The sequence below is a fragment of the Cyclobacterium qasimii M12-11B genome (assembly GCF_000427295.1).
Classification (GTDB): domain Bacteria; phylum Bacteroidota; class Bacteroidia; order Cytophagales; family Cyclobacteriaceae; genus Cyclobacterium; species Cyclobacterium qasimii.
Genome location: NZ_ATNM01000197.1, coordinates 229,230 through 248,907, shown reverse-complemented (window position 1 = coordinate 248,907; position 19,678 = coordinate 229,230). Strand labels below are relative to the sequence as shown.

Below are 19,678 nucleotides of genomic sequence, written 5' to 3'. Positions count from 1 at the left end.
AATATTTTGAAGATCGTTCCTCTGCTGTTCGAAAAGAGCGTCTAATTAAAAATATTGGTAGTCGAAGATACCTTGAGAGGTTAAAGGACCGATAGGCTATAGCCAAGGAGACAGCGTATCCTGACGGCAGTCAGGAGGGTCGTCGGTTCAAATCCGGCCACCCCGACGAGAAGCCAGGCTGGGGTAACCCCGGTCTGGCATTTTTTATGGATTATTCTGTCGATTTGCTTTATTCTTGCCTAATATTTGCCAATTGATTTATCAGAAGCGAATGGATAAGCCGATTTTGATAAAATTAGCCTTATATTTCAAGATTAAGTTATTTATTTTTCTTCGGAAAATATTACCTTAGAGGGGGCGTTATGGTTTCATTTTTGAAATTTTTTCAGGGCGCTGTTCATTAATAAAACAAGTACTTTAATAAAAAATTGAAAATGGAGTTCAAGTCAATTTTAGTCTCATTGTTTGCATGTGTTTGCTTTCAATCAGTGGCACAAGTAATAGAGATTAAACCCTACCTACAAGATGTAGAACCAAATTCTGCCATTGTAATGTGGCAAACATCAGAAGGAGAAGAAAGCATTGTAGAATGGGGAACAAGTCCCAAACTAAACAAAAAAGCTAAAGGTACTTCTGAAGCAATCAATTTTGATGAGGTACAAGTTCATACCGTTAAAATCACCGGTTTAGAGCGCTTTACTGAATATTATTATCGGGTACGAACCGGAAATGCATTATCAGATATTTTTCAATTTAAAACACCACCTTTTTCTGATGATGGGGAAGATTTTAAGATAGTTGCAATGAGTGATATGCAATATGATCACAACCAACCTGATAAATTTAGTGAGGTGTTGAATGAAGGGGTTATCGGCTATCTAGAAAAAGAGTTTGGTGGATCTTTGCCTGACAACCTGGCAATGGTGCTTATACCAGGAGATTTGGTTCAAAGGGGATCTGTATTTTCCCAATGGCAAGATCACTTTTTTAACCCAGCAGAGAAATTGTTTTCTGAAGTGCCGGTATATCCTGTACCTGGGAATCATGAACGCAATTCAGTGTATTACTTTAAGTATTTCAGTTTGCCAGAGAATGGCACTCCAGCCTATGCAGAACATTGGTGGTACAAAGATTATGGCAACACACGTGTAATTGGTTTGGATTCAAATGATGGTTACAGAAATTTGTCAGAACAACTTGATTGGTTAAAAGAATTACTTGCAGAGACAGAGAAGGATGATAATATCGATTTCGTTTTTGCCCAACTGCATCATCCTTTTAAATCAGAACTTTGGATTCCTGGTGAAGAAGATTTTACAGGGAAAATAGTTAAAGAATTGGAACAGTTTTCAACCAAAACAGGAAAGCCTAGTATTCACTTTTTTGGACATACGCACGGCTATTCCAGAGGGCAATCCAGAGATCATAAACACCTTTGGATCAATGTTGCTTCGGCAGGTGGAGCAATAGACAATTGGGGCGAATTTGAAGGTAGGGATTACGATGAGTTTACCGTTACCCAAGATGAGTATGGATTTGTTATGGTGTCAATTGATGGGGATAGAAATGATCCAAAATTCACCATGAAGCGAATCAGCCGTGGAAATACCATCGAACATAGGGAAAATGAGCTGAGAGACAGTATTACGGTATGGAGAAAAGAACGCAAACCAAATACGCCTGAAGCCCTTTCACCTGAAGAATCTGGGGTTCCTATAACCGGTGCCATTTTGAAAGCGGGAGAATTTAAAAGTGATTATTCAGGTACCTTCCATGCAGCCTCTCATTGGCAGGTGTCAAAATCAGATGGTTTTGAAAATCTAGCATTTGAGAGCTGGCAACAGTTTGAAAACTGGTATTATAAAGAAAACCGACAAAAGGACGATGACTTAACCGATGAAAAAACGGAACGACTTAATCCCAATACTACCTATTATTGGAGGGTTCGCTACCGGGATCAAAACCTGAATTGGAGTGATTGGTCTGAGGTCAAGACTTTTAAAACAGAGTAAAATTATACCACCATTTGAGAGTTAGTAATCTGGGAGGAATAAATCTACGAAAGTTGGATTTGTTCTTCCCAGATTTATTTAGAGGGCTACTGATTTTCTATTGAAGATTTGTCTAACTTTATTTTCCCTAACAGAATTGTCACAATTCAAAAGCATGGCCTCTTTACCATGATTCATGGTATGCACTAGAGGTTAAAATATTTTCATTTACCCAAAATACAAAAATACATGAGAAAGATTATAGCGACAGCTTGCTGTCTATTTTTTATTTTCGCTGATACCATAGCCCAGGAATCTCTCCAAGAGAAAAAGTTCTTGGTGCAAAAGAAATTAATATTATTCCCGATTAACAGCGATGGACAAAAGTACAACCTGGACTTTTGTGCGGGCGATTTCAAAACTTATTTTGATTTGAGGCTTGCTTCTCATGAAGACAGCACAGACTATTGGGTATTTATGGACGTAAGTAAGTTCCATGGTCAACAAGTGAACATTAGTGGCAAAAAAAACACTGGGCTAAGTGACGGTTTCAAGCTAATCCATCAAAGTGATGAGATAAAAACAGATGTCCCCATTTATAGTGAAAAGCTACGGCCACAAATCCATTTTTCCAGTAAGCGGGGATGGATCAACGATCCAAATGGCTTGGTGTACTACGATGGGGTGTACCATTTGTACTACCAACATAACCCGTATGACTGGGCATGGGGAAATATGCATTGGGGCCATGCAGTAAGTAAGGATTTGGTGCATTGGGAAGAAATGCCTATTGTGTTGCACCCAGATGAGATGGGAACCATGTTTTCTGGTTCAGCAGTGGTGGACAAAAACAATACTTCGGGTTTCAAGACCGGTAATGAAGATGTTATTGTGTATGCCTATTCAACAAACTTGGACAAAGTGGCCCAGGCGCAGAACCTGGCTTATAGCAATGACGGGGGAAAAACGCTCCAGAAATACGAAAACAATCCAATACTTCCTGCAATCAAGCGGTTTGGAACAAACGACGAGCGTGATCCAAAGGTATTTTGGTATGAGCCGAACAATAACTGGGTGATGGTTTTGCATGAAGGCCTTGGACAATCGATCTATACCTCCAATGATTTGAAAAAATGGAATTTTGAGAGCCATGTAAAAGGATTTTGGGAGTGCCCGGAACTATTCGAATTACCAATCGATGGAGATGAAGAAAACAAAAAATGGGTGTTGTCTGGTGCTTCAGGGAATTATAAACTTGGATCGTTTGACGGCAAAGAATTCATCCCTGAAACCGATAAATTGAATTACCTAAAGGGGAAAATGTATGCAGCCCAAACCTATAATAATAACCCTGACGGAAGGCGAATTCAAATAGGTTGGGGCACTGTTGATTCTCCAGGAATGCCATTTAACAAGATGATGGCCTTCCCAACTGAATTGTCGTTGAAATCCACAAAACAAGGTCCGCGTTTGCACTTAAACCCTGTAAAGGAGATCGCTAATTTGTACAAAAGCTCGAAGTCATACAACGATTTGATATTTGGCGACAAGGATGTCAATAAGGAAATCGATGCTGTGAGCACGCCTTTGCTCCATATAAAAACAAGCATAGAACCTGTTACGAACAGGAAATTTACAATCCTGATAAATGGTTATGAATTTAACTATAACCTCAATGATAATTTGCTTAATGATGTTTTTGTACCGCTTATCGACTACACACTCGATTTAGAGTTTATTGTTGATATCAACGCTATAGAGGTGTTTATAAATGGCGGTCAGCAAGTGATGGTCATTCCCCATGATTCCAATCAACAAATACCGGGAATCACATTTTCAGGCAAAAATGAAACACTAATAAAACACCTGGAAATCCATGAATTAAATTCTATCTGGTAATCGGGTACAAGAAATCAAAAAAGACCGGATTTCTGAAGTCCGGTCTTTTTTTGATCCATTGGGATAGGAATTAAAAGATGGCAATTGCTATGGATAAAAGCCAATAAACATTAAATTGGTTACCTCCAATATGGGTTTTCAGGTATGGATCCTATAAACCTTGCCGACTTAAAAGGCATTTATCCAGGAAAATTTCGCATCAATTATTTGCGCTTTTTCTTTGTTCAAAAATTCAATATAGGCCAAAGCTGCAGGTGATAATTTCTTAGATTTTAGCCAAATTAAATTCCACTCCGTACTCAATGGTAGACCCTTGACAGGGATAATTTGTAAGTCCTTATTGCTTAATTCATTTCTGATGCCTATAAGTGGCATTATTGAGCATCCCAATCCTGAAATGACCGCTTGTTTGACTGCTTCATTGGAAGTCAATTCCATTTTTTTACGAGCGGAATAGTTGTTTCTCGCTATGAAAGACTCCATGGCGTTACGTGTTGCCGAGCCTTGTTCTCTAAAGATTAAAGGCGTTTCTTCAAATAGTTTTTTCTTAGTTAAGCTTTTCTTTATTTCCAATTTACTACTTGATACATAGAAGAGTTTGTTCTCCATCAGGGCAATTTTATTGACCTTTAATTTCCTGGGAAGTACAGAAACCAAGGCGAAATCGACCTCGTTCAATTCCAGACTTTCCAATACACTCGATTTATTCGTCACGTCCATTGTCAAATCGACACCCTCATTTTGTTGTATAAAACCTGATAAAAAATAGGGCATGACATATTTCCCAGTGGAAACAATAGAGATTTTTAGGCGACCGGAAAGTTGCCCTTTGTAGGCATGTGTTTTATAATTTATGGCATAAACCTCATTGAGGATTTTCTCTGCAGCATTTGCGATCTCCATTCCAAAATCTGTGACATAAAGTTGTCTTCCTACTACCTCCGTGAGTGGGATTGGAAATTGATCCTGAAAATTTTTAAGCTGAATTGACACTGCTGGTTGGGTCAAATGCAAGGCTTCCGAAGCCTTTGTAATGCTCTGTAATTCAGTTATTTTAAGGAAAATATGAAGTTGGTGTAAAGTGTAATTCATAAATATTATTTATATATAACATAACAAATATAAATAAAAATTAATGATTGTAATGGCTAATCTTTGTGCTGTCAAAAGAAAATAAAATTATTGAAGCCATTAAAAATCAAGCAAAATGGAAACCAAAGAAACAGCACAAGGAGGAAAAACGACACAAAAAATTCAATTGGTAAAAGGTGAATTTACACCTTCGGAAGCCGCACATGTACTGATGGGTTTGATTGATGAGAAGATCAACTTTCACAAAATCCAAAGACTTCAAATTTGGGAAGGCAATCACGGGTCCAAGACAGATCAATTAGATGGTAGAATTCAAGAATTAGAACTGGAAAAAAAGAAGGCTCATGAATTTATAAACATTACGAGAGGCCTTGGTCAAAAACTAAGCATAAATGGAGTTCTGGAAATTTCTGTTGCTTAACAACTTCATTCAAAAGCTAAAAATGCATCACATGGAAAATCCAGCACTTTCAATTTTAGGATTACTTATTCTGGTATTAATTGTCGCAATGGCCTTTTACAATCATCACTTGTTCCTAGACCATATTATATCAGGCAGTTTCATTTTAGGAATGGCCTATGTCTATAAAGCACTAGGAGGAAGTGTCGAAAGTACGTCAAACAAAGACCAAACATAAGCTTGAAAAGCAATTGATGTAATGCTATCCAACAGTGGAAAGACCAATGAAACCGAAATCGATAAAAACTTAGAAATGACAACTGAAACGAATTTAGATTTAAGCAGCGCCCAAAAAGTTATGTGTACGGACACTGGCACAAAGAAGCCATTCGCTGTTCGCATTGTGACTTTATTGTTATGGCTTCTGTTTATAGGAAACGCCTTATTTATCTTCTTTAATTTCAATAATATGCCTGATTGGACATGGGGGAATGTTGTCAGAATCAATGGCTTTACCATTTTGATCTGGACTACCGTCAGTTTTTTTAGTGCCATCGTCAGCAGTTATGCGGGCACTTATCTGAGAGGATTTAAATTTCATACCAGGTTTATGTGGCTCTGTTTAAGCTTTTCCTTGTCTGTGATGCTATTGGTCATGGCCCAGCATATCTTGCTTTTGATTTTTAGCTGGTTGATAATGGGGGTTCTAATGTCTCAATTGATTGGGATAGACAAAAGCTGGGGGGAAGCTCGGGAAGCAGCTAAATTTACGCAAAAGTACTTTTTAGCAGGAACCAGCTTCCTGGCCGTAGGTTTAATCCCATTGGCCTTATATAGTGGCCAATTTACAATAAGTGGGATAGCTGAAGTTGTTGCTGACATGCCATTTTACTTATTGCAGCTATCGGCACTTTGTGTCATTGGAGCGGCCATTGTACAATCAGCCATGTATCCTTTTCATCGCTGGTTACTTTCAGCCATGACTGCACCAACCCCTGCTTCTGCGCTTATGCATGCAGGCTTTGTCAATGGAGCCGGTATTTTGTTGGCGCTTTTCGCCAGCCTGCTATTTGCCTCCAATACTTTGTATATACTGTTTATTATCGGTGGTTTCACGGCCATTATTGCACAGTTTACAAAATTGCTTCAGGTGAATGTCAAGCAAAAGTTGGGTTGCTCTACCATTGCCCAAATGGGTTTCATGATTATGCAATGCGGTTTGGGATTCTTTAATGCGGCAGTCGTTCATTTAATTTTACATGGGTTTTATAAAGCTTACTTATTCTTATCCTCTGGCGAAGAAATAGCACAGACAAAACCGGAGCGGCCAACGCCATTGAGAATCCGACCATTGCAAGCGGTAGTTGTTTTGTTATTTGGAGGGCTGGGAGCTTATCTGTTTGCAAGCTGGACAGGGAAAGGATTCTTGCTAAATAGCGGCTTGTTGCTAACCCTCATTGTGGCCATTACAGTAGGGCAGGCGACCTACAATATAGTGAAGGAGCAAAGCCTTTCAGTAATGCAGAAAATAGTAGTACCGCCGCTGATTTTCATAGCAGGAATTGGCATTTACGCCTTGATGTACAATGGGGTTACTGTACTTATGGCCGATATGCCCATGGTTACGCAGCCTTTGCCCTTCACGTCGGTGCAAATCATATTTGGCGTAATTTTTCTAATCGGGTTTTTCATTATGAAACTTGGGGTTTATAAAAAAATCCCTTGGCTTTATGTCAAATTAATGAACCTGTCCCAACCAAATAAAAAATCAGTTCTAATGTATAAATCAAAATCAATATGAACCAGTATCTATTAAGCAGTATTGATAAAGCTGCAGAAGTAATAGGCAAAACCTGGCCCTTGTATACTTTCGTTGCTTCCAATCCTTTGGCAGGCTATGAAAAAGCGCCTTTTCTGGAAGCCGTAAGTGCAGCCCAAAAACAATTCAATGCCAATGCTTTTCCAGCAGCAAAACTTTATCGCCAGGCTTGGGAAAAGGGAGATATTGATTTGAAGGTTCTGGATCATATTTTGAAAGTTAATGGTTTATCCAAACCTCCGGATGACTACCTCAAAATATTAGAGGAGCACCAAGGATCGGAAGAGGTGAATGGCAATCACAATGTGGATCGTTTAATGGTAAAATGGTTGTCTGCCTTTATGGATGAAGGGCTTGCCGAATGGGAAATGCCTTATAAAAGCGAAGGTTTTTATACCGCATGGAGACTATTAGTCATCTACGATACAGCGTTAGGGCCTGCTTCATTGAATGACATTCCTAAAACAAGTGAGGCAGCATTGGTCCAATTATTAAGTGGTTATCCTGAAAATGACTACGTCAAAATATTTAGCCATCATTTGGCAGCACTTCCTGGCTGGGTCGGATACATCAAGCACCGCACGGAATCCAATTCTGATTGGCAGCAAGACTTTCCGATAGATCTGATGGATTATTTAGCTGTACGATTATGGATTGCCCAAAAATTGAATGTAACCCTACTTCCAGAAGATAAGGAAGCGAATACAGATGGTTTTTTACTGAAGCTCCAATACATTTGGCTTCAAGCCTGGGAGCAAAGTTGGCAAAATCAATTGGTCATAAGCTTGGAGAATGGTGCTAATATTACCCAATTCAAGGGTAAACCGGCCGTCCCAGATGCTCAGATGGTGTTTTGTATTGATACCCGGTCTGAATTAATCCGACGACACGTAGAGTCTAAAGGAAATTACGAAACCTTTGGTTATGCAGGCTTTTTCGGAATAGCCATGGATTACCAAAGTCCGAAGGATGGCATCACCCGAAAAGCTTGTCCGCCCATTGTGTCTTCAGCCTATACTGTTTCGGAGTCGGCACAAGTGGACAAAAAAGAGCGCTTTTTGGCCAATGAAAATAAAAATGAACGCATGAAATTTGGCGATTATTTTCTCAAACGGATGAAAAATATGCTGCCTGCAGCCTTTGGATATGTCGAGGGATCAGGTGTCATTTATGGGTTGTCGCTATTGGCGAGAACAATAATCCCTGGGTCAATTTACAGAAAGAAACAGAAGAACATTTCTCAGATGGAAGCCACTTGCCAACCTGATATCACGAAAATAAGTCATGAGAACAAGAATCTACCTGGCGTATCTTTGGAAGAAAAGGTCTCGATGGTAAAATCGGCTTTTGACCTGATGGGCTGGAAACAATTTGCCCCTTTGGTTCTATTTGTAGGGCATGGAAGTCACTCTGCCAACAATCCTTTTGGCTCAAGTTTAGATTGTGGTGCCTGTGCAGCAAGCCCGGGAAGACACAATGCCCGAATGTTGGCTAAAATGGCCAATTTGTTGCATGTTAGAAAGGCTTTGGCAGAAATTCATGGTGTACTAATTCCGGAAACCACACTCTTTTTGGGTGCCGAGCACAATACTACTACGGATGAGATTGTATTGTTTGATTCGGAAGCACCAGAATCGCATGCAAAACTTATCGCAAATTTAAAGTTGAACCTGTTAAAAGCACAGCAATCCGCTACCCAGAACAGACTTGGTACCAGTGGGGACAGTGTCTCAAAGGCGCAAGAAAAGGCAAACAATTGGGGTGAAACACGACCAGAATGGGGGCTAGCCAAAAATGCAGGCTTTATTGTGGGACCACGAGACTTGACCAAAAACACCAATCTTGACAGTCGCTGCTTTCTTCATTCTTATGATTGGGAATTGGATACTACCGGCAAAGCCTTGGAAGGCATCATGCAGGGGCCACTGGTTGTGACCCAGTGGATCAATAATCACTACTATTTTTCTACTGTGGACAACAATACTTACGGAGGAGGTTCTAAAATTACCCACAATATCACAGGAAAATTTGGTGTAGTGCAAGGGAATGGGGGTGACCTCAAAATGGGGCTTCCGCTTCAATCTTTGTACAGTTCCGATAATGGCATGTATCACCAGCCTTTGCGATTGACTGTGACCATTCAAGCTCCTATCAATCGGATAGCAGATATTTTGGAGAGAAACAATCACCTGAAATCACTTCTTGACAACGAGTGGATTTACCTGATGGTCATGGACCCCATGCAGAAAAATGAAATATTTAAGTACAAAAAAACTTTAAAATGGGAGTCTGCGTCTAGCAATAAAGCTAGTGGCACTCAAAGAACACTTAATACTTCAACCTTAACAGAACTTGCTGTTTAAGTGCTATGAAAATGAGGAAGTACGGCCATTATTCAGGTGGTGGTCGTACTTCACCTAAACCAGAATAACCTATATGATTAAACTAACTTTTTATCAAAAGTTTAATGTTGGAAGTATTATTTATGTGCAATTGATTATGAGGATGTTCAGGGTTTTGGGTCTGCGCTGGGTTTATTAAAGCGTTCATACATTTCAATCTCAAAGTAAGAAACAGACACAAGGTTATCCAAGGTTATGATCAAATCAACATCCAACTCATAGACCGATTGAATTCTCCCCTCTTTTACGTATTCTGAATAAACATCAAGATAATGGGTTGTAAAGCTTAATTTCTTTTGTTCATCTCGATATCCGCTAAATACCGGGATGACTCTGATGTAGTTACTGACAGTAATTAGGTTAGGAACTAACCATTGGACAATAAATGAAAAAAAATCAACCAAGTACCTACCAAAATAGTATCAAAAATAAGTTTTGTCGGTCCAGCCTCTGTTGCTTGAATTTGAATTTATTAAACCTAGATAATAAGTAGTATCCACCTATAAGAGGCAATATTAAAAGGTTCCAAGGCATTTAAAATTAGCTAAGGCCAGGATTTAACTCCTTTTTTTTGGATTCAATTTCTTTGAAAATGGAAGACTTTTTTAATTTACCGAGAAGATGTTGAACTTTCTCTTGTTTGAAAAAATCTTCATTTTCTATATAAATCCTACCTTCTTTGGTTGCTTTTACGACATCTTTATTTTTCTTTATTTCAATCATATCGAAATCTAATATTTTTCTATACAAATCGACAACGTAATCAATGGTTTCTTGGTTTAAACACACCTATAAAAACCATACGAATTGAAACTTGGTTTGCCAATTGGTAGAATTACCATAGCATTAGTTTAATGTAGTTAAATTTTTCTTTTATCCCAATTTTATGGCTGCTTATTGATAAGTTGAAATCTATAAATAGCCTGATTTACTTGTGATTGTAACACTTTCCAACCGAGTTAGGAGAGGTGTTGTAAATCTATTGTAGAATTCCATCCAACCCTTTCAAAATACAACAATAAAATCAATGGCTTTCAACCCATGAAAAAGTGAAATATAAATACCGAATTTTGGCGGTATTTGTATTTCTACAACAATGCTGAAAAAATCTTAAGCCTGTCACTTTCTTCAGGTTCGCTTTTCTATTAGTGCATAGAAAGCAATTCAGAAAGGTTAAGCCTGTTGTCCATATCGAAAGGGCTAGCGTATTTTTCATGTGTGTATACCCTTTTACCTGTAAGTGTAAGAAGGAAGTTTTCCAAGTCCACTTTTTCTGATGCGGTGAGTTGTAAGTTCCCTCCTGCATTTCTCAATCGGTTGTCTAATCCTGGATTATTTGGTACTTCATTATAGTGGTTGATTACCGCACTTAGGCTTGTAATACTCGCATCATGCATGAGGGGTCCATTCATGTATCCTTGTGGATTAACTAAATCCCTGAGGGTCGGGGCGCGTGTTATATTAATGTCTGAAGCAGTTGAATCTCCAGGCACACCAATAACACCATTGTTCATTGCATTGGGACCGATGGCGAATTCAGGTGCTCTGTGACAACGGTTGCAACCGGCACCATTCTGAATAGGGTTGCTCATGAACAGTTGCTTGCCACGGTTTTCGGAATCAGAAAAATTTGGGAAATCTACTTGGTTGTTGTTGACAGCCCCTCTGCCAACATCGTATTTTGAATCAAATGATTGGATGCTTCTTACGAACTGTGCCAGGGCTTTTTGAATTTTTTCTTCTGTGATTTCATCCTCCTCGAAAGCCATTGTAAACAATTCCTGGTAGTAATCTATTTTCTCTATTTTTTCTATTAAAGAATCTAAGTTGGGATTTCCATCAATACCACTGAAGCCCATTTCGATATGGTCTTGTATGGGTTTAGAAGTTTGGTCCTCCAGAGAAACAGCCCTTTCGTCCCAAAAGAATTTCTCTTCCATAGAAAAACGCGTATTAATTAGCCGCATAGAATGCCTTCCGGTTTCTCCTCCGTTTTGTCCAAGACTTAGATAGGAGGTATCACTGAACGCAAATTCCTGCTGATGGCAGCTGGCACATGAAATGGAGTTATTTATAGACAACTGTTTGTCGTAAAAAAGCACTCTTCCAAGAGCGATTTCTTCAGCCGATATTTTATAGCCAAAACCGGAATTGTCCCTATTGATATAAGACGGTACTTCTTCATCGAACTCATTGGTAAAAGGAATCAAATTTAGAATGATTAAGCTTAATACTAATGCCGTCACAATGATGGCTAAATTTCTTCGTCTCATGATTGAATACATTTATTTTATTAGGATATAATTCTCAAAATTAGAATCATTATTCTTCTACTTTTAAAATTTCAATATGCCTTTTTAACCGCTCCAAATCCAGTTCCAGGGTTCCGTTATATACGCCTCTGATATAACCTTCTTTGTCTACTAGAATAAAGTTTTCGGTATGGATGAAGGTTTCAGGATCCTGCGTTTTTGTAAAATCCTCGTCAGCGAAATAGCCGTTTCTGGCAATATCATATATGGCCTCTTTTGGACCAGTGACCAAATTCCACTTTGAATCGTCTACTCCTTTTTCTACGGCATAATTCTTCAATACAGGCACACTATCATTCCAGGGCATCACTGAATGAGATAGCAACATAAGGTCAGGATCATTTTTATAGGCTTCCTGCAAAAGGCCCATATTGGTTGTGAGCTTTGGACATATTCCGGGGCAAATGGTGAAAAAGAAATTGGCAACATAATTTTTACCTGCATAGGTTGCATTGGTAATGGTGTTACCATTTTGATTTAGGAAAGAAAAATCGGGGATTTTATGTTCTTTGGTATCCCAGTCCGGTGTGAAATCTGCTGTATTGAAATAGGGTAATCCGGTTTTTTCTGTAGCCGTATTTTCACTTGTTTTTACTTCTTTGCATGCAAGCCCCATTCCAAGGAATAGTAAAAAGAATAAGCTATTGATTTTAATTGATCTCATCGTTTTTCCCTTCTACCGGATTGCATTTTTTAAGCCCAATAAGCCCAAAACGTTCTCCATTTTGAACAACATAATTGGCTTTTATCCGCCCATCTTCTTGCCAGAGTTTCTGGCTGCCGCTTTCTTTTCCATTCACATAATTGAAAGCCATGAATTTTTGACCGGAGGAGTACCATTCGGTTACTCTTCCATTGTATTGCCCATTGTTATTGAAATGGTATTCAAATTTCGGGCTTTCATTTGGCCACCAGGCCTTGTGGATGCCTACTTTATGCCCTTTGGAATAGCTCCTTGAAATAGCCAAAGTTCCATCCGTATACCACTGTTTCTCTTCCCCTTCCTTTCTTCCCTTGCTGTATTGAACAAGGGACTGCCGACTTCCGTCCGCATAGGAGGCGCTGAGTTGTCCACTAAACAAACCGTCTTTGTAAAAAAGTTGCCCATTTTTCAGATGCAATTGAGGATCGGATGCATCTAGCCTCACTTTTTCCTCCCTACAGGAAGTCAAACAGCAGAACCACAAAAGGAATAAAATAGCAGGTGAAATTTTAAAATGCATTATCTTGTGATATTACCGGGACTGCCAAAATATCCACTACCATTGAGGTAAGGGTCTTCGCTAGTAATATGGTAATGGTAAATACCCTCCGGGAAATCTGTAGTTTCCGAAAAGTGTCCATGGAAAGCATCAAGGTCATCATTGGTAATGATATGATCCCCTTCCACAGGCCCGTATACAGGGAGCCCATCCGCCAAAAGTCCTAAAAACGCATCTTTACCAAATTCATTTGTCAGGTATACAGGTTCTATATGGTAATGGTATTGCCCGGTCCCTTGCGGGTGGCCGAGCCATTGATCAAATGAATTGATCTCAGTGGTTAGTGGCAGGTCAGGTCCGGCGTATTGATTGTAAAAAACCACCCCATTTCTGGAAATGCCAATGGCACCAAGTGGTGTGGCTTCCTTAACTGTTGCCTCTGATGGATATAGTGGGATGGTCAGTACAATATTTTGCGCAGCAATTGTATTGGGATTTTTACGGTAACTAGGGTTACTGCCGGTGTATTCGCTATATAATGCATTGCCGGCAGGCCAGTAAGGACTTGTATGATTAGGTAGGTCCTGAGTAGTGAAAATCACAAAATCACCTGCAATTTCATAAGAAAGGCCATTGCCCTCAAATTTGTCCAGGATAGGACTAATGTCATATGTTGCTGTGCTTTCTTCTTTTTCCATTTCCTCCATTTCTTCCATCTCATTGGAACAGGCCATTGTAAACCCCATGATAAAAAGAGAGACAAATATTGATTTTTTTATAAAAGGCAGCATGCAATTTTTGAAAATTTGAAAACATTGGAAAATACCTGGCAGAAATGGGTTAAGATAAAATAGTTGATTTGGACTATTTTATTGGGTCTGCACAGGTATTAGACATGCTTACTTGGATAAAGTTTAATTCCCTCCCTATTTAATTGACAGGCAGTAGCCTTTTCTGTTTTAAGTAAAACCCTGCCAGTAAAACCAATACAATCCCAGAGATCCAAAGTTTGTAGCCTGACGGGATTATTGATTGCTGAAAAAGGCCAAAAGTTAAATTTGATTCCTGGGATACAAAACCTGATCCTTCCAACTGAAGGTCGGCAGAATGTTGGTTTTCGTTGTTTAGTATAAATTGGTTATTGGTCATCCCTTCTTTAAGTACCATGAAAATACTTTGGTTTCGATTGATTCCCGCAAAACTTGGGTTATTTACCGCAATGGATTCAACGATTTCAGGAACTCCTTCAACTTGAAAAAATACATTGGTTTCATGCCCTAATTGAACGGTACCCTTTTGAAGAACCAGGTTTTCCGCTCCATTGAAACGAATAGAAATATTTTCTTTCAAATAATCTACAACTAATTCCTGAAAGGCTTCGGCGGTGGCAAATGAAGATTCCCCGTATTTTTGTTTTACCACGTATTCAAAGGAAGTTAGTGGAGACCTAATTTGAAGTATCCAGCTATGATCCGCCTTTTCTGCTAAAATTATTGAGGAAATAGCGGGTTGGTGTGCCTGGGCAATCCCTGCCCAGGTCAGTAGTAAAAGACTTAAAATATATCTAATCATTTTTCTCTTTTTTTTAGTTTACGTAGGCACCTGCAAGGCAATCGATGAAATTGTTATTTCCTGCTGCATCTACATGGTAATGGTAACCTCTTGTTTCGTCATAGTGACCTCTGCACTGGTCCAGATCGCTAGGCTCTTCACCATCCTCATTGAGTTGGGTATGAATACTGTGGCCATCCATGGCATAACCAATCATTGGTGCATGTCCGTCTACCTGAGAGATTTCCGTACTTGTACCAGTGGCTGCATGGTAATGGTAGCCCTGATGTACATTGATATGGCCACCTGCATCATCAAATGGAGCTAGCGTGTAAGCCGAAAGAATGGCATCTGTTGGAGCCGCTCCTGAAAATTCAATTCCATTAAAGGCGATTCCTCTGACCGTTGGTCCGGTAGCGCCGAAAGGACCTCCGCCCATAGCGAAATTACTTGAGCTGCTTTGTTTCACCGGAGTGACAGGTATTACCCATGTTTGTGCCAGGTCAGTGATATAGGAAGGCAAACATTCTACGCAAAAATTTTGATATTCTTCCCCAACATCCGGATTGGCTGCATTGATACAATCTTCTTCGGTGCTGGTAATATAAATGTCCCCATTGGCATCGTACATCATCCAGGTATCATCATTGTAAAAGGAAGCCAGGTTTTTAATGAATTCACCGTCAACATCATAAACCTGTCCACTTTCCAGCCAAATACCTCCAGCTTCTTCTCCATCAGAAATGTTGCTGGGACACCATGGACCCATTTGATGATCTGAAGCGGTACTTGTGGTTACTATTTGGTAACAATCTGTTTCTGTACCGTCGGATAATGTACAAGGTATGGTGGTTACCGTGGTACCATCAAGGAAATAAGAGGCATCTACCTCTAACACCACCCCGTCTGAATTCTCAATGTCTTGTTCGTCATCGTTGTTGTCACAGGATGAAAAAATCACCAACGTTCCTATGATAAGGAAGCCTAATCTAAAATTTAGCATAATTTTTTGTTTAAAGCCTTTGGTTTTGTTCTTGTATAGACGCAAACCATTTCGAATTCCCTCGGTCCCTTTGCAATAATTTGATTATAACCCGGATAATTGGAAGGGTGGAGAAAAATCAATGAAAGTTTTTCCTTTAAAATTACTTTTATAACCAAAAGTTAATTGCTTTAAAAAATTCATACATAATATACCAATTAATCCTTTAAAAACCTAAATCACAATTTTTGTTAGTTCGTTGATTATGAGTAAAATGTGTAGGTTTTTCGATTGGTATTAGTTGAAAATTAGGATTCGTATTTCGAGATTTCTGACTGGGGAAAAGCATTAATTAGTCGCGTCTTCGATTGGGATTTTGTCAGCATTGTTGCAGAAAAAAAAGTCAACAATACCGCCAAAATCATTTAACGACCAATCACTTAAACAGGAGTTGGCACCCCTGTCTACAAAAGTTTCACTCCTCTGGAGTTTTGTATTCGTAAAACTTCAGCATAGAGAGTAATGTGAAGCTATAAAGCATTAGATGGAATTCTATTAAAAAGACCTTTTATGCCAGCGTTCGTGGTCACAGCAGACCGTCACTGCGAGCCCATTTTGGGAGGCTTTAGCGGAGGGAATGGGTGTGGCAGTCCCTCGCTTTAGGTGGATTTCTGACTGGGAAAAAGCATCAAGGGGTCACGAATCGATTGGGATTTTGTCATTATTGTTGCAGAAAAAAAGGCAACAATACCGCCAAAATCAGGATGTATACTCTATTTAATTTCCAAGGGTTTTCACCCTTGGCTACAAAAATGCCACCCCTATTGGGGTTTAGGGGATGTAGCGACTATACCGTCAAAATTCTGATGTTTTCCTTACACCCTATCGGTGGCTGGCATTCCTATCTATGTTATTCGGAGCGATTAAACTTCTATTAATCTATGCTGATTGCTGTCCTAATTAAAAGAGTGAGATGGAATTATGAAATAAGCTTCCCTAACTTTACTCTGCCTGCCCTGATTTTTCTTGAAGGGAAAAGATTTCTTCCTAATAATCGAAAGTCTATTTCCTAATTCGGACTGGATTAACATAGGCACCGGAAAGGCAATTGATGAAATTGTTTTCTCCAGGAGCATCTACATGGTAGTGATATCCTCTGGTTTCGTCGTAATGGCCTCGACATTGGTCCAAATCTGTAGGTTCATTACCATCTTCATTGAGTTGTGCGTATATACCATGACCATCCATGGCATATCCTATGGATGGTGCATGTCCATCAGCCTGAGCGATCTCGGTGCTTATCCCTGTCGCGGCATGGTAATGATAGCCCTGGTGTACATTGATGTGTCCTCCCGCATCGTCAAATGGCGCAAGTGTATATGCCGAAAGAATGGCATCTGTGGGAGCAGCTCCAGAGAATTCTATTCCGTTAAAGGCGATTCCCCTTACACTAGGTCCATTACCACCTCTTGGCCCCATGGCAAAATTATTTGGCTCGGTAAGTCTTACTGGGGTAACTGGAATTAACCAGGATTGGGAGAGTTCAGTGATATAAGAGGGGAGGCATTCTACACAGAAATTCTTGTATTCAGGACCTACATTGGGGTTAGCCGCATTGATACAGTCTTCCTCAGTACTTGTGACAAAGATGTCTCCATTGGCATCATACATCATCCAGGTGTCGTCATCATAAAAAGTGGCCAGGTTTTGAATAAAGGCACCATCAACATCATAAACCTTTCCATTGTCCAGCCAAATCCCACCCGCTTCTTCACCGTCTGAAATATTGCCTGGACACCAAGGACCCATTTGATGATCTGTAGCTGTGCTAGTGGTTACGATTTCATAACAATCGGTTTCAGTGCCATTTGAAAGTGTGCATGGAACAATGGAAACACTGGTGCCCTCTATGAAATGGGAAGCGTCTACATCGAACACTAAATCATCTGTGATTAGAATTTCCTGGGGCTTATTTCTGCAAGATGAAGCCATTGCAAAAGCGGCAAAGAGCAAAGCAAAAAGTTTATAATTTACCATTATAGTTTTTTTGTAGAGTTAGACGTAATTCTATTTAAAACCCCTCGATACATTTCTACTAGAATTAAAATGTATTGAAAAGTTAAACATTTTTATTTTATCTATCTAGCTAAAAGAAACTTGGCTTCCCCCAGAAATTTAAGTCAAAGAGCTGACCATTAAAAAAGCTTAGGCGCAAAAGCATGCATTGCAACAATTTCCTTGACCATTTACCTTGATATTTTTACTGAGGGTCTACGGCAAATTTTCTGCTTTGTAAATGGTGATATTTCGCTTCTCTTCAGTGCTTGTGCCATTCTGATCTTTAATGATGAGGAGGAAATCATAGCTGCCTTCTACAGCGTCTTCAGGAATGTCAAAGTGTTTGTGAACATTGGCGTTTTTGGTTCCTTTGTATTCATCCCATGCTAATTCTAAGTCCCAGTAAGCTTCATAGCTTTCTCCCTCTATTGGGATAATTTGTACTTGTACCTGCTCAATTAATTCTCCCGCCAGAATGTCTGCATTAAGGTGAAAATCTCGCCCTATTACTCCAATTTCATCATCGTTTAACCCAATTTCAACATTGTCAATGGTAGGGGAAGGTAAAATTGGATCAATGTTCTCCTGGCATGAGGCCAGTGCTAAAACAGCTATAAGGACAGATATAAAATGGTTGAAATTTATTTTCATGACTGGAATGATATTGTTTTAAATGTATTTCTGTGGTGAATAGGTGTTTGTGGATACAGCGTAAAAGGAGCCTTTAGGCGAATAATACTCATAAACGCCCCTGCAACACTATTGCAAATATATACCATATCATGAGTGAAACAATGTTGCAAATGGAATATTTAATTAAAAGAAATATTCCGCTTCAAAGCGGTACAAAATCTTGTATATGCAATCATATTGCATTATGTTTGTGCAACTATATTGCATTATTTAACCAGTAAAGATTTATTGAAAATGAAAAGACTTAGACAAGCATTTATGATTCCTCTCTTGGCTTTGGCACTGTTTTCCTGCCAGGAAGAGGAGGACATGACCTTTGATCCGGCAGTAATATCTGCCTTTGAAATGGGAGAGGGTAGCTCACATTCTACCGAACCTGTGGCCTACCGTGGTACTGATTTGCACCTGGAGGCTACCATTATTGCAAATGCCAATGTTGCTTCCATTACATTGAGTATTCATGCACATGATGTGGAAGTGGGCGAAGGAGAAACAGAGTGGGACTTTGAAAAAGTCTACACGGATTCCAAGTACTTGGTGAAGAATCCAGCCTTTCATGAGCATATAGATATCCCTGCGACGGCTCCGGCAGGAGAATACCATGTGGTATTGGAAGTTTTAGATATTGCAGGTAACATAACGGAAGTGGAGGGTCATTTAGAAATAAGAGAATTGATTCATATTAGTGGATTCGAAATGGATGCCGAAGTGGTAAGAGGAGAAGATTTCCATGTAGAGTTTTTAATTGGTGCAGCCAATGGGATTCATACCATTACTGTTGACATTCATGCCCATGGTCTTACCGCTGGTGCAGGAGAAGTGGTTTGGGAAATGGAGCAAGTTTTTGAAGAAGGATACCACGAGTTGTCTGAGGTCGAATTTCATGAACACATAGATGTTCCTGCCAATGCCACTGCCGGAGAATATCATGTGATGTTTATTGTAGAGGATGAGGAAGGAAATGAAGAGGAATATGGTACCTATATTGAGGTTGTAAACGATTGATTTTAAATGTGATCCTAGGATATAAAATAAGCCGGAACCTTCCGGCTTATTTTATATTATTCACATGGCTTCGATTTTAGGATGTGTTTAAGAAAAATCCCTACCGACTCTGCCTGGACAGCTACTGCGCCCCTTTGCTAGAAGGTGGATTTGCGGCATAATGAATTTTATGCTCTTTTGGTGGAATTGATATGGATGGAGAAATGCAAAATCAGATTTGTACTCGTTAGTCCTGGAAAAAACAAAATCCCCCTTTTTCTAAAGGGGGACAA

The 19,678-nt window shown here is 39.5% G+C and carries 17 protein-coding genes; 7 read left to right on the top strand and 10 right to left on the bottom strand.

Annotation, left to right across the window (positions count from 1 at the left end; translation table 11 throughout):
- Positions 1–434 precede the first annotated feature (434 nt).
- On the top strand, positions 435–2,012 hold the full coding sequence (locus tag ADICYQ_RS25015) for a fibronectin type III domain-containing protein (RefSeq protein WP_040418113.1): 1,578 nt from the start codon (positions 435–437) through the stop codon (positions 2,010–2,012).
- 228 nt (positions 2,013–2,240) lie between these two features.
- A complete protein-coding gene (locus ADICYQ_RS25010) occupies positions 2,241–3,890 on the top strand; it encodes a glycoside hydrolase family 32 protein (protein WP_020888538.1) in 1,650 nt (549 codons plus the stop codon).
- A gap of 168 nt (positions 3,891–4,058) precedes the next feature.
- On the opposite strand, the gene ADICYQ_RS25005 is transcribed toward ADICYQ_RS25010, so the two are convergent.
- Positions 4,059–4,982, bottom strand: a complete 924-nt coding sequence (locus tag ADICYQ_RS25005) for a LysR family transcriptional regulator (protein ID WP_020888537.1) — start codon at positions 4,980–4,982, stop codon at positions 4,059–4,061.
- A 115-nt stretch (positions 4,983–5,097) separates the two neighbouring features.
- Between ADICYQ_RS25005 and ADICYQ_RS25000 the strand changes: the two genes are divergently transcribed.
- Genes ADICYQ_RS25000 through ADICYQ_RS24985 form a run of 4 tightly spaced genes read left to right on the top strand, consistent with a single transcriptional unit; the run spans position 5,098 to position 9,564 of the window.
- Complete coding sequence (locus tag ADICYQ_RS25000; protein WP_020888536.1) at positions 5,098–5,403, top strand: hypothetical protein; 306 nt, start codon at positions 5,098–5,100, stop codon at positions 5,401–5,403.
- Entirely contained in the window at positions 5,375–5,620 is a 246-nt protein-coding gene (locus tag ADICYQ_RS24995) for a hypothetical protein (protein ID WP_152520529.1), read from the top strand. Before ADICYQ_RS25000 ends, ADICYQ_RS24995 begins: the two co-directional genes overlap by 29 nt.
- Positions 5,621–5,641: 21 nt before the next feature.
- On the top strand, positions 5,642–7,183 hold the full coding sequence (locus tag ADICYQ_RS24990) for a proton-conducting transporter transmembrane domain-containing protein (protein WP_020888534.1): 1,542 nt from the start codon (positions 5,642–5,644) through the stop codon (positions 7,181–7,183).
- Positions 7,180–9,564 carry a DUF2309 domain-containing protein gene (locus tag ADICYQ_RS24985; RefSeq protein WP_020888533.1) on the top strand — a complete coding sequence of 795 codons (2,385 nt, stop codon included), beginning with the start codon at positions 7,180–7,182 and terminating at the stop codon, positions 9,562–9,564. Before ADICYQ_RS24990 ends, ADICYQ_RS24985 begins: the two co-directional genes overlap by 4 nt.
- A 579-nt stretch (positions 9,565–10,143) precedes the next feature.
- On the opposite strand, the gene ADICYQ_RS24975 is transcribed toward ADICYQ_RS24985, so the two are convergent.
- The 9 genes from ADICYQ_RS24975 to ADICYQ_RS24935 form a co-directional block, all read right to left on the bottom strand.
- Positions 10,144–10,326 (bottom strand): hypothetical protein, encoded by a 183-nt coding sequence (locus ADICYQ_RS24975; protein WP_020888532.1) that lies wholly within the window; start codon positions 10,324–10,326, stop codon positions 10,144–10,146.
- 422 nt (positions 10,327–10,748) lie between these two features.
- Positions 10,749–11,876 (bottom strand): cytochrome-c peroxidase, encoded by a 1,128-nt coding sequence (locus ADICYQ_RS24970; protein WP_040418149.1) that lies wholly within the window; start codon positions 11,874–11,876, stop codon positions 10,749–10,751.
- Positions 11,877–11,925: 49 nt separating this feature from the next.
- A complete protein-coding gene (locus ADICYQ_RS24965) occupies positions 11,926–12,579 on the bottom strand; it encodes an SCO family protein (protein WP_040418109.1) in 654 nt (217 codons plus the stop codon).
- Positions 12,566–13,138 carry a toxin-antitoxin system YwqK family antitoxin gene (locus tag ADICYQ_RS24960; RefSeq protein WP_020888529.1) on the bottom strand — a complete coding sequence of 191 codons (573 nt, stop codon included), beginning with the start codon at positions 13,136–13,138 and terminating at the stop codon, positions 12,566–12,568. The genes ADICYQ_RS24965 and ADICYQ_RS24960 overlap by 14 nt, the downstream gene beginning before the upstream one ends.
- The gene (locus ADICYQ_RS24955; RefSeq protein ID WP_235114918.1) at positions 13,138–13,863 is read right to left on the bottom strand and encodes a YHYH protein; all 726 of its coding nucleotides are present in this window, start codon (positions 13,861–13,863) and stop codon (positions 13,138–13,140) included. The genes ADICYQ_RS24960 and ADICYQ_RS24955 overlap by 1 nt, the downstream gene beginning before the upstream one ends.
- Before the next feature lie 184 nt (positions 13,864–14,047).
- Positions 14,048–14,689, bottom strand: coding sequence for a hypothetical protein (locus ADICYQ_RS24950; protein ID WP_020888527.1), 642 nt, complete (start codon positions 14,687–14,689; stop codon positions 14,048–14,050).
- A gap of 13 nt (positions 14,690–14,702) precedes the next feature.
- Positions 14,703–15,671, bottom strand: a complete 969-nt coding sequence (locus tag ADICYQ_RS24945; RefSeq protein ID WP_020888526.1) for a YHYH protein — start codon at positions 15,669–15,671, stop codon at positions 14,703–14,705.
- A 1,041-nt stretch (positions 15,672–16,712) separates the two neighbouring features.
- Positions 16,713–17,687, bottom strand: coding sequence for a YHYH protein (locus ADICYQ_RS24940; RefSeq protein WP_040418108.1), 975 nt, complete (start codon positions 17,685–17,687; stop codon positions 16,713–16,715).
- Positions 17,688–17,921: 234 nt separating this feature from the next.
- Positions 17,922–18,359 (bottom strand): DUF4625 domain-containing protein, encoded by a 438-nt coding sequence (locus tag ADICYQ_RS24935; protein WP_020888522.1) that lies wholly within the window; start codon positions 18,357–18,359, stop codon positions 17,922–17,924.
- Between the two features lie 276 nt (positions 18,360–18,635).
- On the opposite strand from ADICYQ_RS24935, the gene ADICYQ_RS24930 reads away from it, so the two are divergent.
- On the top strand, positions 18,636–19,406 hold the full coding sequence (locus ADICYQ_RS24930; RefSeq protein WP_040418107.1) for a DUF4625 domain-containing protein: 771 nt from the start codon (positions 18,636–18,638) through the stop codon (positions 19,404–19,406).
- The last annotated feature ends 272 nt before the right edge of the window (positions 19,407–19,678 follow it).